The organism is Wocania arenilitoris (genome assembly GCF_021728535.1).
Lineage (GTDB): Bacteria > Bacteroidota > Bacteroidia > Flavobacteriales > Flavobacteriaceae > Wocania_A > Wocania_A arenilitoris.
In genome coordinates, this window is sequence record NZ_JAKKDU010000004.1 from 66,311 (window position 1) to 90,990 (window position 24,680).

The 24,680-nt window shown below is 32.9% G+C and carries 18 protein-coding genes and 1 tRNA gene; 15 read left to right on the top strand and 4 right to left on the bottom strand.

All coding sequences use genetic code 11. From position 1 onward, the window contains the following. Positions 1–4 precede the first annotated feature (4 nt). The 3 genes from lgt to L3X37_RS04270 all read right to left on the bottom strand — a co-directional run bounded on the left by lgt (position 5) and on the right by L3X37_RS04270 (position 3,052). Positions 5–832: a prolipoprotein diacylglyceryl transferase gene (gene lgt / locus L3X37_RS04260; protein WP_237238928.1), complete on the bottom strand. Its 828-nt coding sequence runs from the start codon at positions 830–832 to the stop codon at positions 5–7. 47 nt (positions 833–879) lie between these two features. Then, a complete protein-coding gene (gene purH, locus L3X37_RS04265) occupies positions 880–2,412 on the bottom strand; it encodes a bifunctional phosphoribosylaminoimidazolecarboxamide formyltransferase/IMP cyclohydrolase (RefSeq protein ID WP_237238929.1) in 1,533 nt (510 codons plus the stop codon). A 184-nt stretch (positions 2,413–2,596) separates the two neighbouring features. Next, positions 2,597–3,052: an XrtF-associated fRMsr-like GAF protein gene (locus L3X37_RS04270; protein WP_237238930.1), complete on the bottom strand. Its 456-nt coding sequence runs from the start codon at positions 3,050–3,052 to the stop codon at positions 2,597–2,599. Between the two features lie 70 nt (positions 3,053–3,122). On the opposite strand from L3X37_RS04270, the gene xrtF reads away from it, so the two are divergent. The 11 genes from xrtF to L3X37_RS04325 all read left to right on the top strand — a co-directional run bounded on the left by xrtF (position 3,123) and on the right by L3X37_RS04325 (position 20,197). Next, positions 3,123–3,671: an exosortase family protein XrtF gene (gene xrtF / locus L3X37_RS04275; RefSeq protein WP_262910784.1), complete on the top strand. Its 549-nt coding sequence runs from the start codon at positions 3,123–3,125 to the stop codon at positions 3,669–3,671. Next, entirely contained in the window at positions 3,668–4,096 is a 429-nt protein-coding gene (locus tag L3X37_RS04280) for an exosortase F system-associated membrane protein (protein WP_237238932.1), read from the top strand. Before xrtF ends, L3X37_RS04280 begins: the two co-directional genes overlap by 4 nt. A gap of 69 nt (positions 4,097–4,165) precedes the next feature. Next, positions 4,166–4,567 (top strand): HYC_CC_PP family protein, encoded by a 402-nt coding sequence (locus tag L3X37_RS04285; RefSeq protein WP_237238933.1) that lies wholly within the window; start codon positions 4,166–4,168, stop codon positions 4,565–4,567. Between the two features lie 101 nt (positions 4,568–4,668). Continuing rightward, a complete protein-coding gene (locus L3X37_RS04290; RefSeq protein ID WP_237238934.1) occupies positions 4,669–5,397 on the top strand; it encodes a heavy metal translocating P-type ATPase in 729 nt (242 codons plus the stop codon). Between the two features lie 64 nt (positions 5,398–5,461). Further along, positions 5,462–7,699: a TonB-dependent receptor gene (locus L3X37_RS04295; RefSeq protein WP_237238935.1), complete on the top strand. Its 2,238-nt coding sequence runs from the start codon at positions 5,462–5,464 to the stop codon at positions 7,697–7,699. Between the two features lie 104 nt (positions 7,700–7,803). After that, complete coding sequence (locus tag L3X37_RS04300; protein WP_237238936.1) at positions 7,804–8,169, top strand: heavy-metal-associated domain-containing protein; 366 nt, start codon at positions 7,804–7,806, stop codon at positions 8,167–8,169. Positions 8,170–9,015: 846 nt separating this feature from the next. After that, complete coding sequence (locus tag L3X37_RS04305) at positions 9,016–9,246, top strand: hypothetical protein (RefSeq protein ID WP_237238937.1); 231 nt, start codon at positions 9,016–9,018, stop codon at positions 9,244–9,246. Between the two features lie 4 nt (positions 9,247–9,250). Further along, positions 9,251–9,799 (top strand): hypothetical protein, encoded by a 549-nt coding sequence (locus L3X37_RS04310; RefSeq protein WP_237238938.1) that lies wholly within the window; start codon positions 9,251–9,253, stop codon positions 9,797–9,799. A 166-nt stretch (positions 9,800–9,965) separates the two neighbouring features. Beyond that, entirely contained in the window at positions 9,966–10,796 is an 831-nt protein-coding gene (locus L3X37_RS04315; protein ID WP_237238939.1) for a DUF4382 domain-containing protein, read from the top strand. 238 nt (positions 10,797–11,034) lie between these two features. Then, positions 11,035–19,212, top strand: coding sequence for a T9SS type B sorting domain-containing protein (locus L3X37_RS04320; RefSeq protein ID WP_237238940.1), 8,178 nt, complete (start codon positions 11,035–11,037; stop codon positions 19,210–19,212). Between the two features lie 4 nt (positions 19,213–19,216). Beyond that, positions 19,217–20,197 (top strand): PorP/SprF family type IX secretion system membrane protein, encoded by a 981-nt coding sequence (locus L3X37_RS04325; protein WP_237238941.1) that lies wholly within the window; start codon positions 19,217–19,219, stop codon positions 20,195–20,197. A 94-nt stretch (positions 20,198–20,291) separates the two neighbouring features. On the opposite strand, the gene L3X37_RS04330 is transcribed toward L3X37_RS04325, so the two are convergent. Beyond that, positions 20,292–20,364: transfer RNA gene (locus L3X37_RS04330), tRNA-Phe, on the bottom strand. A gap of 171 nt (positions 20,365–20,535) precedes the next feature. Here L3X37_RS04330 and L3X37_RS04335 point away from each other — a divergent pair. From L3X37_RS04335 to lptC, 4 genes are read left to right on the top strand one after another with little or no spacing between them, the layout of a single operon-like run. Next, positions 20,536–21,264, top strand: coding sequence for a type III pantothenate kinase (locus L3X37_RS04335; protein ID WP_237238942.1), 729 nt, complete (start codon positions 20,536–20,538; stop codon positions 21,262–21,264). Then, on the top strand, positions 21,264–22,577 hold the full coding sequence (gene bamG / locus L3X37_RS04340) for a BamG family beta-barrel-assembly machinery protein (protein WP_237238943.1): 1,314 nt from the start codon (positions 21,264–21,266) through the stop codon (positions 22,575–22,577). Before L3X37_RS04335 ends, bamG begins: the two co-directional genes overlap by 1 nt. Before the next feature lie 15 nt (positions 22,578–22,592). Further along, positions 22,593–23,975, top strand: coding sequence for a tetratricopeptide repeat protein (locus L3X37_RS04345; RefSeq protein WP_237238944.1), 1,383 nt, complete (start codon positions 22,593–22,595; stop codon positions 23,973–23,975). A 56-nt stretch (positions 23,976–24,031) separates the two neighbouring features. Further along, positions 24,032–24,619: an LPS export ABC transporter periplasmic protein LptC gene (gene lptC, locus L3X37_RS04350; protein WP_262910785.1), complete on the top strand. Its 588-nt coding sequence runs from the start codon at positions 24,032–24,034 to the stop codon at positions 24,617–24,619. Positions 24,620–24,680 lie beyond the last annotated feature (61 nt).

The window sequence follows — 24,680 nt, forward strand, 5'->3', positions numbered from 1 at the left end:
ATCCCTAGCGCAACACTTTTACTAAAGTTTTCTTTATAAATATTAAAATTAGTCCGACAATTATAAAAGGAATACTTAAAATCTGACCCATATTAATTATCATTCCATCTTCAAAACCAACTTGATTTTCTTTAAAAAACTCGATTATAAATCTTGCTAAAAAGATTAAAACTAAAGCTACTCCTAAAATCAATCCATTAGGTTTTTCTTTTTTCTTGTTATAAATTATAAACAATATCCCAAATATCAAAAGATATGAAAACGCTTCATAGAGTTGTGTTGGATGTCTTGGTATTAAATCATCTCTTTGAAAAACAACTCCCCAATTCCCATTTGTAGGTCTTCCATAAATTTCAGAATTCATAAAATTTCCAAATCTAATAAAGGCAGCAACAATTGGTGCAACAATAGCAACTTTATCCAAAACCTCTAAAAAGTTTGTTTTGTATTTTTTACAATAAATTCCAATTGCAATTAAAACGCCAATAGTTCCGCCGTGACTTGCCAACCCTTGAAATCCAATAAATTTATAAGTTCCTCCTATTTTTTTAATGGGTAATAAAATTTCCATCGGATTTTGAAAATAATATAACGGTTCATAAAAAAAGCAATGTCCAAGTCTAGCTCCCAAAACAATTCCAACAACTATATAAACCAATAATTTTTCTAACTTTTCAAGAGGAATATTTTCTTTAATGAAAATATGTTTTTCAATATAATGAGCTAATAAAAGGCCTGTTACAAATAATAATCCGTAATATTTTAAAGGAAAGGAATTAGTTATCCAGTAAATTACAGGGTCAAGATTCCAATTTATAATTCCATCACTCATTCGCTATTATAAACTTACCTATCTTTTTTGTGAGTCAATTTTTATTATTAATGCTTAAAATGGCGTGTACCCGTCATAACCATAGCAACATTATTGTCGTTGCAATAATCAATACTTAATTGGTCTTTTATAGAGCCTCCTGGTTGAATAACCGCAGTAATACCCACATTTTTAGCAATTTCAACACAATCAGGGAACGGGAAAAATGCATCACTCGCCATAGCTGCACCATTCAAATCGAAATTAAACGATTGTGCTTTGTGAATCGCTTGGTTTAATGCATCAACACGACTCGTTTGTCCTGTTCCGCTAGCACATAATTGCTTGTTTTTTGCTAAAACAATAGTATTCGATTTGGTGTGTTTACAAATTTTGGAAGCAAAAATTAAATCCTTTAACTCGCTATCTGTAGGAGCTGTATTTGTAGCATTTGTTAAATCTTCAACAGTATCAGTAACATTATCTTTATCTTGTACTAAAACACCATTTAAACAAGTTCTAACCGTAGTTTCTGGTAACTCAACATCATTTAAAATTAAAAGAATACGGTTCTTTTTGCCTTTCAAAACATCTAAAGCTTCATCAGAAAAAGATGGTGCAATAACAACTTCGCAGAATAGTTTATGTATTTCCTCAGCGGTAGCTAAATCAATTTCTGTATTACTAATTAAAATACCACCAAAAGCCGAAACAGGATCGCCAGCCAAAGCATCAACATAAGCTTGGTGTAATGTATCGCGCTGTGCTAAACCACAAGCGTTATTATGTTTTAAAATGGCAAATGTTGGCGCGTCGTTTTTAAATTCATTCATTAAATTTACGGCTGCATCGACATCCAATAAGTTGTTATAGCTTAATTCTTTTCCATGAAGTTTTGTAAATAACGCATCAAAATCCCCAAAGAAAAATCCTCTTTGATGTGGGTTTTCGCCATAGCGTAAAACCTTTCCGTTAGTTTCACTTATTTTTAAAACCGCTTCATCATGGTTTTTGTTGAAATAGTTAAAAATAGCGGTATCATAATGTGATGACACATTAAAAGCTTTGGCAGCAAAACGCTTTCTTATTTCTTCTGAAATACTTCCGTTATTTTCAGAAATGACTTCTAAAAACTCAGCATAATCATCAACAGAAGATACACAAATAACATCAGCAAAATTTTTAGCTGCAGCACGAATTAACGAAATACCTCCAATATCTATTTTTTCAATAATATCTTGCTGGCTAGCTCTAGAAGCCACTGTTTTTTCAAACGGATATAAATCCACAATAACCACATCAATTTGCGGAATGTCGTATTCTACTAATTCAGCAACATCTCCATCATGGTTTTGTCTATTTAAAATACCTCCAAAAACTTTTGGATGCAAGGTTTTTACTCGACCTCCAAGAATAGAAGGATACGATGTAATATCCTCAACAGGAACCACATCAATCCCTAAATCGTTAATAAATTTTTCAGTACCTCCAGTAGAGTAAATGGTAACATCTTGTTCATTTAATTTTTTTACAATAGGAGCTAATCCCTCTTTACTAAATACAGAAATTAATGCAGATTTAATCGTTTTTTCGTTGCTCATTTTAGTGTGTTGTGTGTTAAAGCGCAAAAATAGCTATTTCAGTCAAAAAAATGATGCAGATAAAACTAAAAAAGAGCAGCTTTTTTCAACTAAACAGAGAAGTTGTTAACATAATTAGCTCAAAGCTTAAAGTTTGAAATTCAAAGTCGCTTTACGGAGAAACATTGAACCATCAATATTGAATCTAAAGTATTTCTGATACTTTAGTACAAACAAACTCCAAAAAGCGTTCATCTTTGTCGGTAAAAGGATCTGGCGTGTTAGAATCAATATCAATCTGGCCAATATTTTTTCCATCTTTAAAAATGGGTACAACAATTTCGGCTTTTACAGTAATACTACAAGCAATATAATTGTCTTGAGCAGCAACGTCGGGCACCACAAAATTTTCGTTACTAACGGCAACTTGTCCACAAATACCTTTTCCAAACGGAATCACTGTATGATCTGTTGGTTCACCAATATAAGGGCCTAAATACAATTCTTTTTTATCACTATTAGCAAAGTAAAAACCTACCCAATTGTAATACTCTAAATGAGATTCTAATAATTGACAAATCGATAATAAACGCTCATCAACCGATTTTGTAGTGTCAGAAATAATAGTTTCTACTTGTGGTTTTAGCAATCTAAAAGGCATAAATTTAAAAATTTTAGTAAAAGTATTTAAAAAGGTGTAAATTCGATTGTAGGTTTAGCATAATTTTAACTTGAAAGCAATTTTTATAAAATATAGAACAGTTGTAAAATTTATACTCACGTTTTTAATTGTGTATATGGTTTTTTCAGTCTTGTACCATTTTTATTTGGAGGTTTCAGAAGGCTCAAAATACTACCCTGATTATTTAACGCATTTGGTCGCAAAACAAACCGAATCGTTGTTGAACACCTTTGGTTACAGCACACAAGTTTTACCACATCCAGATGAAGCCTCGATGAAAGTTGTTGTTAATGGCAAATACATAGCAAGAGTTATCGAAGGCTGTAATGCAGTAAGCGTAATTATTTTGTTTCTGTCTTTTGTTATTGCATTTTCGGGCAAATTAAAAACCTCTTTGTTTTTTATAATTTCTGGCAGCATTTTAATTTATGCTGCGAATTTATTACGGATTACTCTATTTACTATAGTCATATATCACTATCCTGAAAAGCAATCTTTTTTACACGATGTGCTTTTCCCGTTAGCAATTTATGGTTTTGTTTTTTTGTTATGGATTTTTTGGGTAAATCGGTTTGCTAACTTAAAAAAAGAAGCATGAGTAAGTTTACCAAATATGCTTTACTTTTTGTGCTTTTCGGATTACTCATAGTGATCAGATGGTTTGAAAACGAGTTGTTTTACGACCCATATTTGGGATTTTTTAAAAGCGATTATTTATATGCCGATAGCCCAAGTGTTGAAATTTTTAAAGTTACCGCATTTACAATTTTACGATACGCTTTAAATACGCTTATTTCCTTAACCATCTTATTTGTTATTTTTAAAGATAAAAGTGTTATCAAGTTTTCTGGATTTATTTATGCAATTGCTTTTATTTTATTAATAGCTGCCTATTTATATTTTGTTTTAAACCCGAAACAAGACACTTATTATATGTTTTTTAATGTGCGTCGTTTTTTAATTCAGCCCATCATTTTAATCTTGTTATTACCCGCTTTTTATTATCATAAACTAAAACAATAACTGTTAATCATATTATAAAATAGTTAGAATGATTTTAAGTTTTTGTACTTTTACATGGAATAATTAAGTATGCTAAAGCAATTTTTACATAAAATATTTTCAACACTACTAGCTCTTTTAGTGTTATTTTCAACAGTATCTTTTACTATTGAAAAGCACTTTTGTGGCGATGTTTTAGTTGATGTTTCTATGTTTACTGAAGCTGAAAAATGCGAAATGGAAGCTTTAGAAATCCAGCAAAAAAAGACTTGTTGTAAAGACGAGTTGCAAGTTGTTCAAGGTCAAGATGAACTAAAATTCTCATCGTTTGACGATTTAGAATTTGAGCAACAACAATTTTTAGCATCATTTGTTTATTCTTATACCAATCTCTTTAAAACACTAGAAAAAGAGATTATCCCTCATAAAGATTATTCGCCACCAAATCTGGTCACGGATATACAAGTACTTAATGAGACTTTCTTAATTTGATTTATTTTTTTGTCATTCCTGCGTGCCACACTGAGTTTATCGAAGTGAAGGCAGGAATCCACTCGTGCAGTACAAATTAAAATAATATCAAACACAAAATCATGATACATACATATTCAGTTACAGGAATGACCTGTAATGGCTGTAAAACTTCGGTTGAAGACAAACTGAATGCTTTAGAACATGTTACCAAAGTCACAGTAAATCTCGAAAAAGGTGAGGCAACTATTGAAATGTCTCAGCACATTTCAACTGAAACTTTACAAAAGGCTTTATCTGATAAATACACGATTTCAGAAAAAAAGGAAAGAAATGTTTTTGAATCTTCTTCAATACAAAAAGAAGAAAAAACGGATTTACAACAACTTTCCCCGTTGTTTTTAATCTTTACTTTTATAATAGGCGCATCGGTTTTATTAAATTATAAACCGTGGAACACCAATGGGTTTATGCTCGATTTTATGGGCTTGTTTTATATCGTTTTTAGCTTCTTTAAGTTTTTAGATTTAAAAGGGTTCCCAGAATCTTTCAAAATGTACGATCCAGTCGCTAAAGTTGCACCTATTTATGGTTGGTTATACCCGTTTATTGAGCTAGCTTTAGGATTACTTTTTTTAATGCGGATTCAAATTCCAATAGCATTAATAATCACTCTAATCATTTTAGGTATTACAACTATTGGCGTAACCAAATCGCTTTTAAGTAAAAAAACGATTCAATGTGCTTGCCTCGGAACCGCTTTAAAATTACCAATGACCAAAGCCACATTTATAGAAAACAGTATTATGATTATTATGGCTGCTATCATGTTATTAAATATTAAAAACTAATAATGTCAGGTCTCAATACCATTTTAATAAATTAAAATTACTCGACCTGACACAAAATAAAAAAATGAAACAAATAATATATATACTATTTATACTTCCAATACTCAGTTTTTCGCAAAATAAAATTAGAGGAATGATTATGGAAGCTAATGAGAAAAATGAGCACATTGGGTTAGCAGGAGCTAACGTATATTGGCTCGACACATCTGTTGGTACAGTAACCGATATTGATGGAAAGTTTACCATTCCGTATAAAAAAGAATACACAAAACTGGTGATTAGCTATGTGGGGTTTAAAACCGATACTATTACTGTAAGCGAACCAAAGATGATTCATCACTGGTTGCAACCAACCGATAATTTAGATACGGTAACCATAACTTCTAGAAAGCAAGCCACAGCAAAATCGTATTTGCAAGCTACTAATACGTTTACTGTTAGTAGCGACGAATTACTTAAAGCGGCATGTTGTAATTTATCTGAAAGTTTTGAAACCAACCCATCAATCGATGTTAATTTTGCAGATGCTGTGACGGGTACACGACAAATAAAAATGCTGGGATTAACGAGTCCTTATATTTTGATAGCTACCGAGAATATTCCGTCTATTAGAGGTGCATCACAAGCTTTCGGAATGAGCTTTATACCAGGAACTTGGGTAGAAAGTATTCAAATTACTAAAGGCGCAGGAAGTGTAGTTAATGGTTTTGAGAGTATTGCAGGACAAATAAATGCAGAATTGGTTAAGCCAACAACTGATAACAAAATATTTGTAAATGCTTATGCAAATGCTAATGGGCGTTTAGAATTAAACACGCATTTAAACACACCTGTAAGCGATAAGTGGAGTACAGGCTTATACTTACATGGAAATTTAAGAGATCAAAAAAATGATAGAAATAACGATTCGTTTTTAGATACGCCTTTGCAAGACCAAATAAATATAATGAACCGTTGGCAATACATTGATAACGAAAAAGGCTTCGTTAGTTTTATAAACTTGAAGGTTTTAAATGACGAAAAACAAACAGGTCAAATAAACTTCAATCCAAAAACGGATAGAGGAACTACTAATGCTTGGGGTAGCGAAATTGATACGCGACGTTACGAAGTGTCTTCAAAATTCGGTTATGTAAACCCCGAAATTCCTTGGCAAAGTATTGGTGTGCAAACGGCTTTTAGTAGTCATAAACAAGAATCGTATTTTGGCTTAAATCAATATGATATTAAACATAATAGTTTATACGCCAACGCCATTTACAATTCTATTATTAGCGATTCTAGACACAAAATTAAAACTGGAATCAGCTATACTTATGATCATTATGATGAATTTGTAAACACAGTAGATTATGAAAGAACCGAGCGTTCAGTGGGAGCTTTTTTTGAGTATAATTTTGATAATCTCGATAAATTAAATTTAACTGCAGGTGTTAGAATAGACAACCATAATTTAATGGGCACTTTTGTAACACCTCGTGTTCATGTTCGATACACACCTTGGGAAAAGTCTGCCTTAAGGGCTTCATTTGGAAGAGGTAAACGAAGTGCCAATATTTTTGCTGAAAATCAAAATATATTCTCAACATCTCGAGCTATTAATATTTTAAATACTAATGGGGCTATTTACGGATTAGACCCAGAAATTGCATGGAATTATGGCGTGTCCTTTTTACAAGGATTTAATCTATTTGAAAGAAAAGCAGATATAACTTTAGATTATTATAGAACCGATTTTCAAAATCAAGTTGTGGTCGATTTTGAAAATCCACAGGAAGTCAACTTTTATAATTTAAAAGGCGATAGTTATGCCAATAGCTTTCAAGTAGAATTGAATTATAACATGTTTGAGCACTTCGATTTACGATTGGCTTACAAATATTATGATGTAAAAACGGATTACAATTTAGGTAAATTATCAAAGCCTTTAGTTCCAACAAATCGCTTATTTGCTAACGCATCTTATGAAACAGATATACAAAAAAATGGTGCGCAATGGAAATTTGATACAACCTTTAATTGGTTAGGTGAACAACGATTTTCTTCAACAGGAAATAACCCTGTTCAATATCAATTACCAGAAAACACACCAACGCTAGGAACATTAAATGCGCAGATAACCAAAGTGTTTTCTCCTAAATTTGAAGTATATTTGGGTAGCGAAAACCTTACAGATGTAAGGCAAGACAATCCTATTTTAGGAGCAAACGATCCTTTTGGTTCAAATTTTGATACTACCTTTGTATATGGCCCAATTTTTGGAGTTAGTTATTACGCAGGATTACGATTTAAAATAAAATAACCCCGTTATTACGAGGAGAGAAGCGACGTGGTAATCTTTTGAATATAAGCTAAACAGATTACCACAACTTTTTCAAAGTTTCGGAATGACAAAAAACAATAACAATGAAAAAAATAATGATTTTAGCTTTAATGCTAATAGGAACAACAACATTTGCACAAAACAAAAACCAAAAAGCATCACTTGAAGTAAATGGTGTTTGTATGATGTGTAAAAACCGAATAGAAAAAGCGTGTTTAGTATCAAAAGGTGTAAAGTTTGCAGATTGGAATGTAAAAACCCACGAGTTAAAACTAATTTACGATGCCCGTAAAACCGATTTAAAAATCATACAAAAAACTATTACTGGTGTTGGCCATGATACTAAAGAATTAAAAGCAACTGATGAGGCTTATGCTAAAGTGCATCCGTGTTGTAAATATAGAGATGTAGACGTTGTTGACGACCATACAGACGAAGGTAGAAAGTAAAATATTCTCTTTAATATAAAACGAGGCTGTCTGAAAAGGCAGTCTTTTTTTTGCAAATTTTCTAGTTGGCAATGGAGGCATGGTAAAACAATTGAAAGAGATTTTCTCTGTCAAATAAGTAATAATAGGAATATGTTGATTAAAGTTGGCACATTCTTGTTTCCAATTTAAAAATTATTAACACCCTATAAAACAAAAAACCCCGTAAACAGTAATGTTTCGGGATTTTTTTGTGGTACCTCCAGTAGCTTATTATTTTGTAATTCTGTGTAACTGTGTACATCTGTATGCACGTTTTGTGCCCATTTTTATTTTGTAAATGTAATTGTGTACTTCTGTATACTAGTGAGTATTCGAGAGCATATATAAGACTAATTTTAATTAAAAGTCATATAAATAGGATTTAGGATCAAAATAATATTAAGCAAACCCTTTAAACAATTAAATAGGAAGTTTGTAGAAGTTTCTATTTTAATTCAAGTTACTTATTTATGTTTGTAGTACCATAACATAAGTAGGTTAAGTTCATGGTAGATTTGGGGCAAAAAAGGTGAACTAATGTTCGCCTTTTTTATTTAAACCTTTTATCTGATTTAAAAGGAAGTTATCCAAAGTTTTGAAAATTATACTAAATAATTTATATCTTATATAAATGAACATTAACAATATTTCTCTTAAAGAAGATTAATAGCTGTTTCTAACTTTAAGTTAGATTCTTTAAAGAGAATATATAGGAGGCACTCTTGCCTCCTTTTTTGTTTAAAGTATACGCTTGATGGCCAAAATAAGTGACCAAAATTAAAATATGGTGTCTTAATATTATTGATAACCAAAATTTCATCCATTATGTTCAAAAAAAGCATTATCATTTTATTGTCATTATTTGCTCTAAGTTGTGGCAATAAAAAAGAAAAGGAGAACTCAGATAGTGAGGTTACTATTGAAGTAGTAAGCACAGAGTTAAAACAAGAAATAGAATCTATAGAAGCTGTTACTGAAGAGCTTAAAAAAGCAGAAGAAAGTATAGAAGCATCCATTAAGAAACTGGATGATATGTTAAACAAAATAGAAAACTAAGATTATGAAAAAATCACTTAAAACTATATTTCCACTTATATTACTAGTAGGATTTGTAACTATTGGATTTGCTCAAAAGCCTGAGCATGCTGGTAAAAAGGAAAAAACAGAAAAGAAAATTAAGAAAGAGAAAAAAAAGGTAGAAGAAGCAGTAGAGGAGTCAAAGCAAAAGAAAGATAAAAAAGTAAAAAAGGAGAAAAAAGAAAAGATTGAGGAGGTTGAGGAAAAGGATAATGCTTATGGAAAAGATAAATATGGATTAGAAGGAAAAGCCTATGGGCAAGAGCGTGCAAGACGAGCTAAATTAAAAAAGGAAGAGAAAGTTAAAGAACTGGAGACTATAGTAGAAAGGGGTGAATCTAAGGCTAATAACGCTAGAGCGCGTGTAAAGGAAGTTAAAGAAAACCTTAAAAAACAAAAAAAGAAAGGGAAGATAACCAAGGAAGAGTATGGTGAAAAAATCGAAAAGCTAGAGGCTATTGAAAATGAAGCTGATACTCTGGAAAAGAAAGTTAAAAAAGGTAAAAAGTTAAGAAAATCTGAAGCTAGTTAATAGCACTATAAGTAGATTTAATAATGGGTTAACCTAATATTGGTTAACTTTTTCTTTTTAATATTTAAAAGTACAGTGCATTTCAACGAAAAGATTATAAAGAATTAGACTTATTTTAAAGTAGGTGTTATATTTGTAAATATCTATAAAGAAGGAAGTTATGAATATGAAGTATTTAAAATCTGTTTTTGGAACTGTAGTAACTATTATGGTGCTATTATTAATGGTTAATTGTGATAGTGATAACAATAGTAAAAATGAAACTGCTAGAGTTCAATTAAAATTAGTTGATGAGCCAGGGGATTATTTAGAAGTTAATATTGAAATTATAGATATACAATACAAATCTTCAGATGATGAAGATAGTTGGGTAAGTTTTGCTCCTGAAGGTGGTTATCCTATTAATGTTGATATTACCGAGCTTATAGCTGGAAATAGTTTGTTATTAACAGATGAAGTTCTGCCAGTTGGAATTTTAAAACAGGTAAGGTTGGTTTTAAGTGATAATAACACTTTAAAAATTGAAGGTGAAGATGATTTAATTCCTTTAGATACTCCTAGTGCTCAACAATCTGGTTTAAAACTGAACTTAGATGAAGAATTAGAAGCGGGTTTTATTTATACTTTTGTTTTAGATTGGAGTGTAGAAAAGTCAATAGTTAAAGCAGGAAATTCAGGTAAATACAATTTAAAGCCAGTAATTAAAGTGAATACTGAAGTTAGTTCAGGTTCCATAGAAAGTAAGGTGGTTGAAATGGTTGATGATGTTGAAACTCCAATTGCTAATCAAGTTGTAGAAGTTTATACTACAGATGATACATTTGTTAAAGATACAATGACAGATGAAAATGGAGATTTTGTAATCCAAGGTCTTGAAGCAGGGAACTATATACTAAAGATTACCAAGGAAGCATATAAAGCTTATGAATCATCAGAAGTAAGTGTTGAAGTTGGAAGCATAACATCAGTTGAAACAATAGTTTTAGAATTGGAATAAATCAATAAAACTAATTATCAAAATCAAACCCATTCTTTTAGATTGGGTTTTTTTATGTTCAAAAATTATAAATTGTAGTCAAAATCTTTCTTTTAAATGAATTTTAATCTTTAAAATACAATTTTATTCGACAAAACACATGTTTTTGCATTGATTTTTTTGCAGTTACAACAAGAATATTGATATTTGTTACTAGAAAATATATCTTTTAAAAGCCCAAAAATAAAAGAAGTACTATATGAAGAAATCTACTTATGTAATTAATGGACTAGTCGTTGTGTTTCTTTTTTTAAGTGTACAGCTAGCGGCTCAAACTTATAAACCGTTTACAGTTAGAAAGAATGTAGAAGTAAGAGGAAGTATGCTTGTCGTTGGAAATAGCATTCTTGGTCAGGATAACCTTTCGTTTAATGATGATTCGCGAGATAATCAAGATATATCAATGCAATATATTGATATTGATAGCGACGTTTCAACATTTAGTTCCAGTAGTGCCGAGCTGTCATTGCCACTTCAAAGCGATGGAAGTGCTACAACATGTTATAGAGTGGTTTATGCAGCTTTATACTGGGGAGCGATAATGCAGGATGGCGATCGATCAAATATAAATCAGGTAAAACTGCAACTCCCAGGAAGTACCACATATAATGATCTTACAGGGGAAATTGTTTATGATGCCATTGTTAACCCTATTATTGCAGAAACAGGTGAGCCAGGAAATACACCATATGCGTGTTATGCAGAAGTAACAGATTTATTATCCAGTTTAACAGATGTAGAAGGCACTTATACCGTTGGTAATGTAACTGCTAGTTTAGGATTTAATCATTCTACAGGTTTAGCTGCTGGTTGGACACTCTTTGTTATTTATGAAGACCCAAATTTACATACCAAATCATTTACGTCGTTTGATGGATTTAGTCATATTTATGATGGTCATCAAGAAACAGTACCTGTATCTGGTTTTACAACACCTCCTGGCGGGCATATAGATTTACAATTTGGATATGCCACTTTAGATGGAGATAGAACAAAAAGAGCGACTAAGCTTGAAATTAATGGAAAAGAGGTAACCACACCATTAAGACCTGCCAATAAGTTTTTCGGTTCCGTTATCGAAAATGGTAACGGTATTTCAAATCCAAGAAACCCATTCAGTACAAATACTTTAGGGTATGACACTGGTTTTCTGGAGATTCTTAATGCGGAACCAGAGTTTATCACAAATAATGAAACTTCGGCCGATTTTAGATTGCAGGTAGCAAGAGGTCAAGCCGATCCAATTTTTGCTTTTTTTAGTACGTTTGCAGTTGATATCATTTCTCCCGATATAGATTTAATAAAAACTGTTGAAGATGAATTTGGAAATGATATTGATGGTGATGATGTTATTCTAGGACAAAATTTGTTTTATGAAATCACGTATCAAAGTGTTGGTAATGATAATGTCACCGAATTTACTATTAAAGATATACTACCGGATAACATCAATTTTGACCCCGCAACAGATATTGACCTAAGTAATGCCGGAGGAGCGACCTTACAATCCTATGACCCGGTAACGCGAACGCTAATTTTTAATATTCCAGATGAATCGGTTGAAGTCGACGATCCGCAATTTGTTATTCGTATTGCAATTCAGGTTGTTCCTAATTGTTACGACTTAAGTCAAGCGTGCTCTAATGAAATTCAAAATCAGGCATTTGCTACTTATAGGGGAGTGCTTAATCCTACAATTATTGAAGAAGAAGGAAGTTTTGCAACTACAGAATGTTTAGGAATACCTGGATCTACAAATTTTATAGTGGATATATCAAACTGTGATTTTACAAGAGAAGAAATATTATGTGGTAATAGTGTGCTGTTAACGGCGGCTGATGGTTATGACAGTTACTCTTGGTCAACAAGCTCAACTGGGGCACCTGTTATAGGAACTGATCAAACATATATGGCGACAACAACAGGAACGTATTACGTAACTAATACAACTGCTGCAACTTGTATTTCAATTGAAGAAGCTATTACAGTTACTCAATATGGTAGTTCATTAACCAATCCAATTATTCCTTATGCTGACTTATTGCCAGTTTGCCCAAATGATGGAAAAGTATTGCCCTATATATTCTTATGTGGAGGTAATGATTCGCGAACCATCAATACAGGAATTAGTGATGCGGTATCCATTATTTGGGAACAACTAGATGAAACAAGTTGTCCAGCAATAACCGTTGATGATTGTGCTAATGAAAATGAGTCTTGTACATGGAATCAAGTAGCAACTGGTCCAGATTTTATTGCTGATACTTCTGGAGAATTCAGAATAGTGATAAACTACCCAGGAGGATGCTTTAGTATTTTTTATTTCAATGTGTATCAAAATTTATTAACACCCACAGTTACTGCTGAAGATATTTTATGTACTACAGCAGGAGAGATTACCGTGGGAGGAGTGCCTAGTGGCTATGAATATAGTATTGATGGTGTAAATTATCAACCAAGCAACATTTTTACAGTTAATACTCCTGGTTTTTATGTCATATATATTAGACAAATTGGAGTGCCTACTAACCCCTGTATTTTTCAAACCCCTAGTGTTCATGTAAGGCAACGAGATTTTAATGTTACAACCAATATTACGCAACCAATTTGTAATGGGGGTACTGGAGGAATAAATATTGCAGTAAACGAAGCACTTCCTCAGTATTATTATAGCATTTATGAGGGAGGAACTCTGGTAAATAGTGTTGGTCCAATTTTGGCTAGCGACTATGAATTCTCATCATTAAATCCAGGTTCCTACACTATAAATGTGACAACAGATGATGGATGTACATATTCTGAAGATTTTGATATTATTGAACCACCATTACTCACGGCAACATTAGCACTTACTAATCCATTAACCTGTACCGATGGAGAAATTACAGTATATCCATCTGGAGGTACACCGCCATTTACATACTTTGTTAATGGATCTACTATTTCCCAAGATAGCCCGATTATTTCTGTACCAACCGCTGGGGTTTATAATGTTACCGTTGTAGATTTTAACAATTGTTCTACGGAAGTCTCTTTAGATGTAGAAGCCATTCAGCCTCCGGATTTTAATGTTGGGCAAACCAATATTTTGTGTTCTAATGATCTTAACAGTGGAACGATTACTATTAGTGTAGCTAACCCTAACGGAAATAGTTTAAGATATAGTATTGATAACGGAATAAGCTTTGCCAATTCTCCAACTTTTACGGGATTAACCGCAGGGAATTATGACGTTGTAGTTGAATATACACTTGGGGTGGATGTTTGCTCTACAGCACCACAACAAATAACTATAACAGCTTTAGGCGCGGTAACTGGGGTAGCAACTTTAACAACACATTATACATGTACTTCTCAGGGAATAATTACGGTTTCGGGAGTTTCTGGAGGGACTGCACCTTATAGCTATAGTCTTGATGGAATTACATTTCAATCGGGATTAACATTTAACGGGCTTTTGGGCGGTACATATACCGTTATGATACGAGATGCCAATGATTGTACATTTTTAACAGCACCAATAACTATTGCTCCTTTAAATCCTCCTACGGATTTAATATTTGCTAATTCACCATTAAGTTGTCCAACATTGGTGTCAGATGTGACTATTACAGGAACAACAGGAGGAGCTCTACCTTTAGAGTATCAAATAATAGCACCAGCTGGATCGGTTACACCATATCAATCTTCTAATATTTTTACTGGATTAGCTCCAGATACATATACATTTCAGGTAAGAGATGCTAATAACTGTCTTTATAGTGAGTCTTATACCATTGCACCGTTACCGTTTTTAACAGTAAGTACAGTATTAACGAAAAACTTAGATTGTACGATTTCACCTGATGGTATTATTACTGGTACTATTAATGGAGGGGTGGCACCTTTTAATTATGAGGTGTCTTTTAATGGTGGTGCTTATACCTTGATAGGAGCTACGGGGTCACCTTTTGTGCATTCAGCTGCTTCAGATGGAACGTATCAATTTAGAATAACCGATGCCAACGGATGTATTGCTGTGTCAGGTTTAGAGGTTGTTACGGCAATAGACCCTGTAACAGCTTCAACTTTAGTAAGCGACCCTACTTGTAATGGTTTTTCAGATGGATCAATTCAGTTAAATGCCTTAACGGGCCTTCCTCCTTTTATATATAGTATAGATGGTGGAGCGAGTTTTGTTTCTTCAAATGTATTTGGAGGATTAGTTGCCGGAACCTACAATTATGTGCTGAGAGATAGTAAGAACTGCGAAACTTCGGGGACCCTTAATATTACAAATCCATTACCGTTGGATGTTTCTATAGTAAGAAATGCGATTCAATGTAGTCCAAATATACCAGGGAGCTTGGATGTAACTATAAATTCTGGAGGTGTTTCACCATTTACATATACTTTATACGATAATACGTATACTCAAATTGGGCTAGATGTTACTACGGCTTCAACAACGCATACTTTTTCAGGTTTGTCGTTTGGAGATTATTATGTTACTATAATAGATTCTAATGGTTGTGAGTATAGAAGTACGGCGCTTAGAATTGAAACGCCACCCAATCTTAATCTTACTGCGGTGGCATCTACAGGGTCTTGCACAACTGGAGCCACTGTTGATCTTGAAGTCGTAGCTGGAGCAGGACCATTTACATATTCTATATATGGACAACCCGCCACTTCAATTGGTCCAACAGGATCAACGACTCATACTTTTTCAAATTTAAATCATGGTGTTACATATTTGTTTCAAGTCATAGATGGTGGAGGGTGTTTTTCAATTATAGAAGTTACAACACCAATTCTGTCACCTATAAACATAAATACAGTTACAACAACAAATGTTAGTTGTAATGGATCTGGAAATGGAACTATTAATTTTACGGTTTCAGATTATGATGCCAGTGTAACCACAATATATTATGAGGTTCAAGATGAATTGACTAATACAGCTATTATTCCTGCACAGAATGGTACATTCGCAGGGCTAACAGGTGCTCCAGCAAATGGTAGTATTTCAGGATTACCGGCAGGGAATTACACGTTATTTGTGAGAGAGGTTGATGGTACATTGTGCACAACATCACAATCATTCCAGATAACACAGCCTATTCAGCCATTAGTTGTGGCATTTGCTTCAGAAATTAATGCGAATTGTAATGCTGACGCTCAAGTTACAGTTACCGCCACGGGAGGTGTGGGACCTTATGAATATGCTGCGGGAGCTTTAGGGTTTGTTCCTTTGCCTGGAGATTTCGGATCTAATAATGTTTTAAATCTGGATTATGCTATTAGAACTAATTGGGACATTGTGGTACGAGATAGCAATGGGTGTGAAGATAGAATTAATAGAACAATAGTTGCTGACCCTGAGCCAGTCATTTCAGCTACTTTAAATAATCAATGTACAGTAACTGAAGGCAATTTTGAGATAGATGTAACTTTAACCATGGCAGGAATGCCTCCTTATAGTTTTAGTATTGATGGTGGAGCGTTTCAAACAGGAACAGCACCATTCACTATATCAAGTTTAACATCAGGGAGTCATACTGTTGAAATAAGGGATATAAACGGTTGTGGGAATTTAGTAACCGTAGATATTGCTCCACCGTTAGATTTAACACCAAGTATAACCACTTTTCCTACTTGTAATGATGATGATGGAGAGATTACAATAACAGGTTTAGGAGGAACAGGAACATACTCATATGCAATTAGTCCTAGTCCAGGTTCAATAAGTTTAGCAGGAAATATATTTTCAGGAGTTCCATCAGGAACATACGCGGTTACGATAACTGATACTATAACATTATGTACAGAAGATGTTAGTATAGTAGTACCAGTCGCAATACCGCCAACATTTACCACAACGCCTAACGCTATTACTTGTTTTGGAGATAATAATGGTTCGTTCGAAATAAATGTAAATGGCTATTCAGGTCCATACAGTTATGAAGTATTTGATAGCTCTAGTACATCAGTTTTTGGTGTAGTTAACGCTAATACATCAACAAACCCAGAATTAGTTACAGGCGTTTTAGCAGGAACTTATACAGTTGTTATTACAGAAACAGCAAGCCCATTTTGTTCAGCAACCTCAAGTGTAATAATTCCTTCACCTTTAAATGCATTGTCTGTAGTAGCCACAGAAACTTCAAATGTAACTTGCGACAACAATTTAGGAACTATAACTGCTATTGCAACTGGAGGTTGGGGTACTTATGAATATGAATTAACAGGAACAGTAACAGTAGCCTATTCGTCAAATGGAACATTTACAAATTTATCAGCTGGTGTGTATACAGTAAATGTTAGAGATGTTGGCGGATGTATTGCTTCAGACAGCGTAACATTAATCGTTCCGCCTGCCATCACTGCAACAGTAACAGCAAACACACCATTATTATCATGCTTTGGTGATTCTAATGCTACTATATCAGCAAGTTTAGTAACAGGAGGACAAGGAAGTAATTATACGTACACACTTAATATGACATCGCCAACTGTAAGTTCTTCAGGGCCTCAAACTTCTCCAGTATTTAATGGTTTAGGAGCAGGAACCTATAATGTGATAGTTAGCGATGGTTATAATTGTGTTTTTACATCAACAGATGTTGTAATTTCAGAACCTACTCAAATACAAGCAAGTTTAGTTGCAACAACAACCCCAACTTGTACAACTGATGCTACACTTACTTTAAGTGCTACTGGAGGAACTGGAACATATGAGTATAGTGATTCTATAACGTTTGGAACTATTTTAGGAACTTTTGTATCATCTACAACTTTTTCTGTTGCAGATGGAACATATTCATATTATGTAAGAGATGTTAATGGCTGTATAGCAAATATTTCTAATGAAATAACAATTGACCCTTTACCAACACTATTGGTTAATTTAGATGTTTCCAATGCAACTATTAATTGTGCCGGTGATAGTACAGGAGTTATTGTGGCAACAGCCGTAGGCGGTTTAGGAAGTTATGTATATACTTTACAAGATACTTCTGGAACAAACATAACGCCAGCGCCAACTCAAAATAGCGCAGGTGTTTTTACAGATTTGCCAGAAGGGAATTATCAGGTAAGAGTAGATAGTGGTGATTGTTTAGCAACAAGTGCGCAAATTTCAATTACTGAACCAGCAGCACCATTATCTGTTAATTTTACAGTTACCAATGTAACCTGCCCAGGTACAAATAATGGTATGTTAGAAATTAATGCTACGGGAGGAACGGGAATTATTAAATATGCCATCTCACCACAATTAAATCAATTTTTCGAAGAATCAACATTTGAAAACCTTGCGTCAGGATCTTATCAAGCTATGGCACAAGATGAACTAGGTTGTTTCATTATTTTTGATTTTGATGTTATTGAGCCTATTCCAGTGATGCTAACTATAGTTCCTAATTCAATATTACCTGAGGTTTGCGATGGTGATTTGGATGGAGAATTTAGTATTGATATCTCAGGAGGTAATATGCCATATAGCGTAGCTTTAGATGATATTAATGGAACCTATACAACAGGAATATTAACACAAACTCAGTTTGATTTTACAGGATTAGCTGGAGGAGATCATATTGTATATGTACGCGATGCACTTGGTTGTGAAACAGAATGGAATATTACGTTCCCAGAATCGGTGTTATTAGACCCACAAGTAAATGTAGAATATTGTACAGATATTGCTGATGCTTCAAGCAATGCAGTAATAATAACCATTGACAATAGTGTTGATCCTGTTGATGTAGATTACTCATTAGATGGCGTGAATTTTCAAACTAGTAACACGTTTGTTGATGTTCTGCCTGGATTAAATCAATCAATCACAGTGCGACATACAAATGGATGTGAGCAAGTGGTGTTTTTTGATGTTAATCAATATGATCCACTGGAAATTGCTTTAAGTGATGGAGGAATAAATGAAATTGAATCCCAAGCAAGTGGTGGCTCCGGCGGGTACGAATATGCAATCCAACGTGTGAATACAGTTGATTTTGAACCTTATCAAAATACAGGAACGTTTATTATTTATGAATCGGGAGAATATACTGTAACGGTAACTGATAGTAATGGTTGTGTTACCACTGCAATAAGATATTTTGAATTTATTGATGTGTGTATTACAAATTATTTTACACCAAATGGAGATGGGAATATGGATGAATGGGGACCAGGTTGTACCAGTCAGTATCGCGATCTGACGTTTAATATTTTTGATAGATACGGTCGTAGAGTGGCTACTTTAAAAGCAGGACAGAAATGGGATGGTAGATATCAAGGGAAAGAGCTTCCTACAGGAGATTACTGGTACGTTGTAAAACTTAATGATAGTAGAGACAACCGTGAGTTTGTGGGACACTTTACACTTTATAGGTAGCTAAATGAAAAAAACAATTACATACATAGTATTCTTATTAACTATAGCTTATGGCTATAGTCAAGAATTGAATCTACCTGTGTTTACGCAGTATCTAGCTGATAATAATTTTGTGGTTTCACCAACGTATGCAGGAATAGGAGACAATGTTAAGTTAAGAGCAAATGGACTTACACAATGGGTAGGTATAAAAGGAGCCCCTGATAATCAATCGTTTTATGGTGATGTTAGAATAGCTGATAGAACAGGTGTAGGGTTATCGCTTTATAATGATAGAAATGGTAATACCATTCAAACTGGAGCTAAGTTCTCTTTTGCACATCATCTTGTGTTAGATTATTATTCTAAAATGTATTTGTCCTTCGGATTATCATACAATATCAATAACTTCAGAATTGATATTAACAACTTTAATACTACTTATGAGAACCCTACAATAGACCCATTTGTAACAGATGATAGAAGAACTACAAATCACAACTTTGATGTTGGCGCATTATTCAGGCTTAAAGGCTACTTTTTAAGTTTGAATGTTAACAATGTTTTAGATAAAGATTTTGATTCTAGTATAAGAAACTTAGAACCTAATTTACTTTTAAATTACCAGATATATTCTGGTTATACATTCCGAGGACCTAAAAAAAGTGGATTAGAATTTGAGCCTTCAATTTTTTATCAAATGTTTACCAGTGATAAGCGCTCTATGACAGATGTAAATTTTAAGTTTAGAAAGTATAACAGGAATGATGATTACTTTTGGGCAGGGGTATCCTACCGTTTTCTTAACGACCAATTTCTTAAACCTTTAAATGTTGGGCCTATGGTAGGTTTTCAAAAGTCAATATTCTATTTTGGGTATGCTTATCAAATAACTACAAATGATTTGTCGGCATATAATTCAGGAACTCATGTAGTTACAATAGGAATAAACTTTCTTCAAGGTATTAGTAATTGTCCATGTACACAAAGTGCAGTTCGTAAATAAAAGAAGTTTAAATCAAAAAGGAATTGTTCTAAGATGGATTAGCACCCTGTAAAACAAAAAATCCCGTAAACAGTAATGTTTCGGGATTTTTTCGTGGTACCTCCAGGAATCGAACCAGGGACACAAGGATTTTCAGTCCTTTGCTCTACCAACTGAGCTAAGGTACCTCGCCAAAGCGGTTGCAAATATATATTCATTTTTGCTATTCGCCAAAATAAAATACAAAAATATATATTAAATAGTATTTATTTAGTGTGCTTTTATTTTAACCTAAACATTATAAAATAATTAAGAATTTTATTGTTGTTGGTTTTGTAAATTTGACTTTTTGTATGGCTATGAATTTAATTATTGATGTTGGTAATACTTATGTAAAACTTGCTGTTTTTAATGGAGACAAGATTAAAGTAAAATATGTTATTAAGCTCGAAAATCTTTTAAATCATATAGAATTCTTAAAAAAGGAGTATAAATCTATAAATAAAGTCATTATATCTTCAGTAGCAAAATTAAAAGAGAAAGAAGTTAAATACATTGATAAAAACTATAATTTAATACTCTTAAATTTTGACACTAAAATACCATTTAAAAACTTATATAACACACCAGAAACTTTAGGAATAGATAGAATTGCTCTAGTTAGTGCTTCTGTTAATTATTTTCCTGAAAATAATGCCTTAATTATTGATGCAGGTACTTGTATTACTTATGATTTTATAACAGCTAAGAACGAGTATTTAGGAGGGGCTATATCTCCAGGAATTAGAATGCGTTACAAATCTTTAAATAATTTAACAGCTAATTTACCGTTACTAGAAACAGAAACACCTAATTCTATAATAGGAAATTCAACAAATACTTCAATACATTCTGGCGTAGTAAATGGTGTTTTAAAGGAAATTGAAGGAGTAATTGAGGTTTATGAGCAAAAATATCCAGATTTAACAGTTATTTTAACAGGTGGCGATGCTAATTTCTTGTCAAAACAATTAAAAAGTAGCATATTTGCCAACTCTAATTTTCTTTTAGAGGGACTAAACTATATTTTACAATTTAATTCAAACTAATGATAAAAAAACTTGTAATAGTTTTTATTGCGTTTTTAGCAATTCAGAGTTACGCACAGCAAGGTACTGCTTCTCCATATTCATTTTATGGTATTGGTAGCCTTAAATTTAAAGGTACTGTTGAAAATAGAAGTATGGGGGGATTAAGTGTCTATACCGATAGTATTCATGTTAATTTACGAAATCCTGCCGCTTACACTGGAGAAAATTTGGCATATTATGGTAACGAAAGTAGGCCCGTTAAATTTACAGTAGGAGGAAGTTATTCTAGTATAGGCTTAAAAAGTAATACAAGCAGTGATAATGCTACGGCAATAACGTTTGATTATCTAGCGTTGTCTGTTCCTTTGGGTAAATTTGGTTTAGGTTTCGGGTTAATGCCTTATACGTCAGTTGGCTATAAGTTAGAGTCTGTTGACGCATCTAACAACCCAATAAACAGATTTAGAGGAGAAGGTGGTTTAAATAAAGCCTTTTTAGGGCTTGGTTATATGCTTGCAAAAGGATTAAGTGTTGGTATTGACGCACATTATAATTTTGGTAATATTCAGAACGCAACTATTGAATATCTTTATGATAACCAAGGTGAGCCTGCGCAATATCAATCTCGAGAAGCCAACAGATCAGATTTAAGTGGATTAAATTTTAATTTAGGGTTATCATACAAACACATGTTAAACGAAAAATTAGAGCTTGTTTCTGGTATTACATTTACACCAGAGAGCAGTCTAACATCAAAAAACGAACGTTCATTTTCTACAATTACTATTAATTCTAGTACAGGACAAGAATTTGCGTTTAATACTATTGAATTAGATTTGGAAGCAAGTGGTTTAAAGGAAACAGATTTAGTTTTACCATCTAAGTTTTCGTTTGGTGCCGGAATTGGCCAACCAAGAAAATGGTTTGTTGGAGGCGAATACACATCGCAAAAAATAAGTAATTTTTCAAATGTTTTATACAGTAGTGCCACTACTAAATTTGAAGATGCATCAACCATTTCTCTTGGGGGATTTTTTATACCTAATTATAATACACTTAATGGTTATTTTAAACGTGTTGTGTATAGAGCAGGTATTCGGTCAGAAAAAACAGGATTAAATATAAATAATGAATCAATAAACGAGTTTGGCATATCTTTTGGAGTAGGTTTACCAGTTGGAGATATTAGAGCGTTTTCTAATGCCAATATAGGTTTCGAAATAGGACAAAGAGGCACTAAAAACAGTAACTTAATTCAAGAGAATTTTGTTAATTTCCAATTAAGTTTATCTTTGAACGATAGATGGTTCAACAAAAGAAAGTACGACTAACATAAAATTATTATCATGAAGGCGAAAATTACATTATTATTTACTTTTTTATTCATAGGGTTAAACCTTGTAAGTGGACAGACTAATGAAGAGGACATGGCAACATTGTCGATTATGACAGAGTATGCTAAAGCAAAAAATTACGAAGCAGCTTATAAACCATTTATGGAATTAAGACAGCGAAACCCTAAATTTAATAGAGCTATTTATGTTTATGGCGAAAAAATTTTAGATGATAAAATTGAAAAATCTACAGATGCTAATAAAGTAGCTTATATAAAAGATCTTATAAAACTATGGGATGAAAGAGGAACGCATTTTGCAAGTAAAACACCAAAAGGTGAATATGCTGCAAAAGCTTGCCAATTAATGCATGACTATAAAGATATATTAAATAAGACAGATCAAGAACTTTACGAATGTTTTGATGCAGCTTATAACTTAGATAAAGCAACATTTAAAAACCCTAAAAGCTTATATATTTATTTTAAATTAATGGTAGCATTATACGATGGTGGAAAAAAACCAGCTAAAGATTTATTTAATAAATATGATGATGTTGCTGAAAAAATTGAAGATGAAGTAAAATTAGCTTCTGAAAAGCTTAACAAATTGATTGAAAAAGAAGATGCAGGTACCGCGTTAACATCTAAAGAAAAAAAGTATAAGAAATACTATTCTCAAGTGTTAACAGCTTATGATAAAGTATCAGGAAGTATTGATTCTGAATTAGGAGAAAGAGCAAACTGTGAAAACTTAATACCGTTATATCAAAAAGATTTCGAGGAATATAAAAATGATGCCATTTGGTTAAAGCGTGCAGTAAGTAGAATGTTCTACAAAGAATGTACTGATGATCCTTTATATGAAAGATTAGTAAAGGCTTATGATGAATTATCTCCATCTGCAGATACTAAAGTTTTTGTTGCTGGTATTTTAATGAAAAAAGGAAAAACATCAGAAGCAGAAGGTTACTTTAATGAAGCTTATGATTTAGAAGAAGATTCGTTTAAAAAATCTAAATTAGCTTACAGAATAGGAACAATCCTTAAAAAGAAAGGGAGATACGGGCAAGCTAGAGGTTATTTTAGAAATGCTTTAAAGCTTAATCCGTCAAATGGTCGACCTCACTTAGCTATTGCAGCTATGTATGCATCAAGTGCAAACAGTTGTGGTGATACCACTTTTAATAAAAGAGCGGTATATTGGTTAGCAGCCGATGAAGCTAGAAAAGCAGCTCGTGTTGATCCAACTTTACAAAAGTCCGCAGCACAATCTGCTGCAAGTTACTTAGCTAAAGCACCATCAAAAGCAGATATTTTTAGTGCAGCTAATTCAGGGCAAGTTATTAAAATTGGATGTTGGATAGGGTCTTCTGTTACAGTGCCTAAAGTGTAATGCAAACAATAAATAAATATTATATATTAAACATAGTCACAGCAATTGCTGTGACTATGTTTTTTTCATTTAAAAGTATTTATTCTATTAAAAAAAATATATACAATTCGTTTGACAAGATACTTCTCGCTGGGCTTATTATAGTAATGCTCATTTCATGTAAAGGTAATTTAGATGATGTTCAAAAAATGGGTATGTCTGAAAATGAACCCATTGGCGTTGCAGAAAAAATTAATTTAGTACATACAGACTCTGGTAAGGTTAAGGCTATTCTTATTAGCCCTAAAATGTTGGATTATTCAAATAGAGATTTTCCGTTTAATGAATTCCCAGAAGGTATTACGCTGGATATATATGATAATGAAAACAAAAAAAACATTGTAGTATCAGATTATGCCATTATTTATAACGAAACAAAACTTATAGATTTACAAGGTAATGTAAAGATAATAACAAGTGCAAACGACACCTTGTTTGCCGAACAATTATTTTTTGATCAGGAAAAAGAATGGTTGTTTACAAATAAACCTGTTAAATATAAACAAGCCGAAGCTGTTACTAACGGGATTGGTTTCGATGCCAATAAGGATTTTAGTCTAGCCGAAGTGCTTGAAGTAACTGGCTATATGACACTTGAAGATTAATTTAAATCTTCAAACTGCGTTTCTCTATTTTAATTATCTTTGTGATAACTTAAATTCACAA

Bases quoted from the DNA above. Each gene is read 5' to 3' on its own strand.
- purH (WP_237238929.1), bottom strand. From the start codon at position 2,412: ATGAGCAACGAAAAAACGATTAAATCTGCATTAATTTCTGTATTTAGT.
- L3X37_RS04335 (WP_237238942.1), top strand. From the start codon at position 20,536: ATGAATTTAATTATTGATGTTGGTAATACTTATGTAAAACTTGCTGTT.
- L3X37_RS04345 (WP_237238944.1), top strand. From the start codon at position 22,593: ATGAAGGCGAAAATTACATTATTATTTACTTTTTTATTCATAGGGTTA.
- L3X37_RS04300 (WP_237238936.1), top strand. From the start codon at position 7,804: ATGAAAAAAATAATGATTTTAGCTTTAATGCTAATAGGAACAACAACA.
- L3X37_RS04270 (WP_237238930.1), bottom strand. From the start codon at position 3,052: ATGCCTTTTAGATTGCTAAAACCACAAGTAGAAACTATTATTTCTGAC.
- L3X37_RS04310 (WP_237238938.1), top strand. From the start codon at position 9,251: ATGAAAAAATCACTTAAAACTATATTTCCACTTATATTACTAGTAGGA.
- lgt (WP_237238928.1), bottom strand. From the start codon at position 832: ATGAGTGATGGAATTATAAATTGGAATCTTGACCCTGTAATTTACTGG.
- L3X37_RS04285 (WP_237238933.1), top strand. From the start codon at position 4,166: ATGCTAAAGCAATTTTTACATAAAATATTTTCAACACTACTAGCTCTT.
- lptC (WP_262910785.1), top strand. From the start codon at position 24,032: ATGTTTTTTTCATTTAAAAGTATTTATTCTATTAAAAAAAATATATAC.
- L3X37_RS04315 (WP_237238939.1), top strand. From the start codon at position 9,966: ATGAAGTATTTAAAATCTGTTTTTGGAACTGTAGTAACTATTATGGTG.
- L3X37_RS04320 (WP_237238940.1), top strand. From the start codon at position 11,035: ATGAAGAAATCTACTTATGTAATTAATGGACTAGTCGTTGTGTTTCTT.
- L3X37_RS04305 (WP_237238937.1), top strand. From the start codon at position 9,016: ATGTTCAAAAAAAGCATTATCATTTTATTGTCATTATTTGCTCTAAGT.
- L3X37_RS04295 (WP_237238935.1), top strand. From the start codon at position 5,462: ATGAAACAAATAATATATATACTATTTATACTTCCAATACTCAGTTTT.
- L3X37_RS04290 (WP_237238934.1), top strand. From the start codon at position 4,669: ATGATACATACATATTCAGTTACAGGAATGACCTGTAATGGCTGTAAA.
- L3X37_RS04325 (WP_237238941.1), top strand. From the start codon at position 19,217: ATGAAAAAAACAATTACATACATAGTATTCTTATTAACTATAGCTTAT.
- L3X37_RS04280 (WP_237238932.1), top strand. From the start codon at position 3,668: ATGAGTAAGTTTACCAAATATGCTTTACTTTTTGTGCTTTTCGGATTA.
- bamG (WP_237238943.1), top strand. From the start codon at position 21,264: ATGATAAAAAAACTTGTAATAGTTTTTATTGCGTTTTTAGCAATTCAG.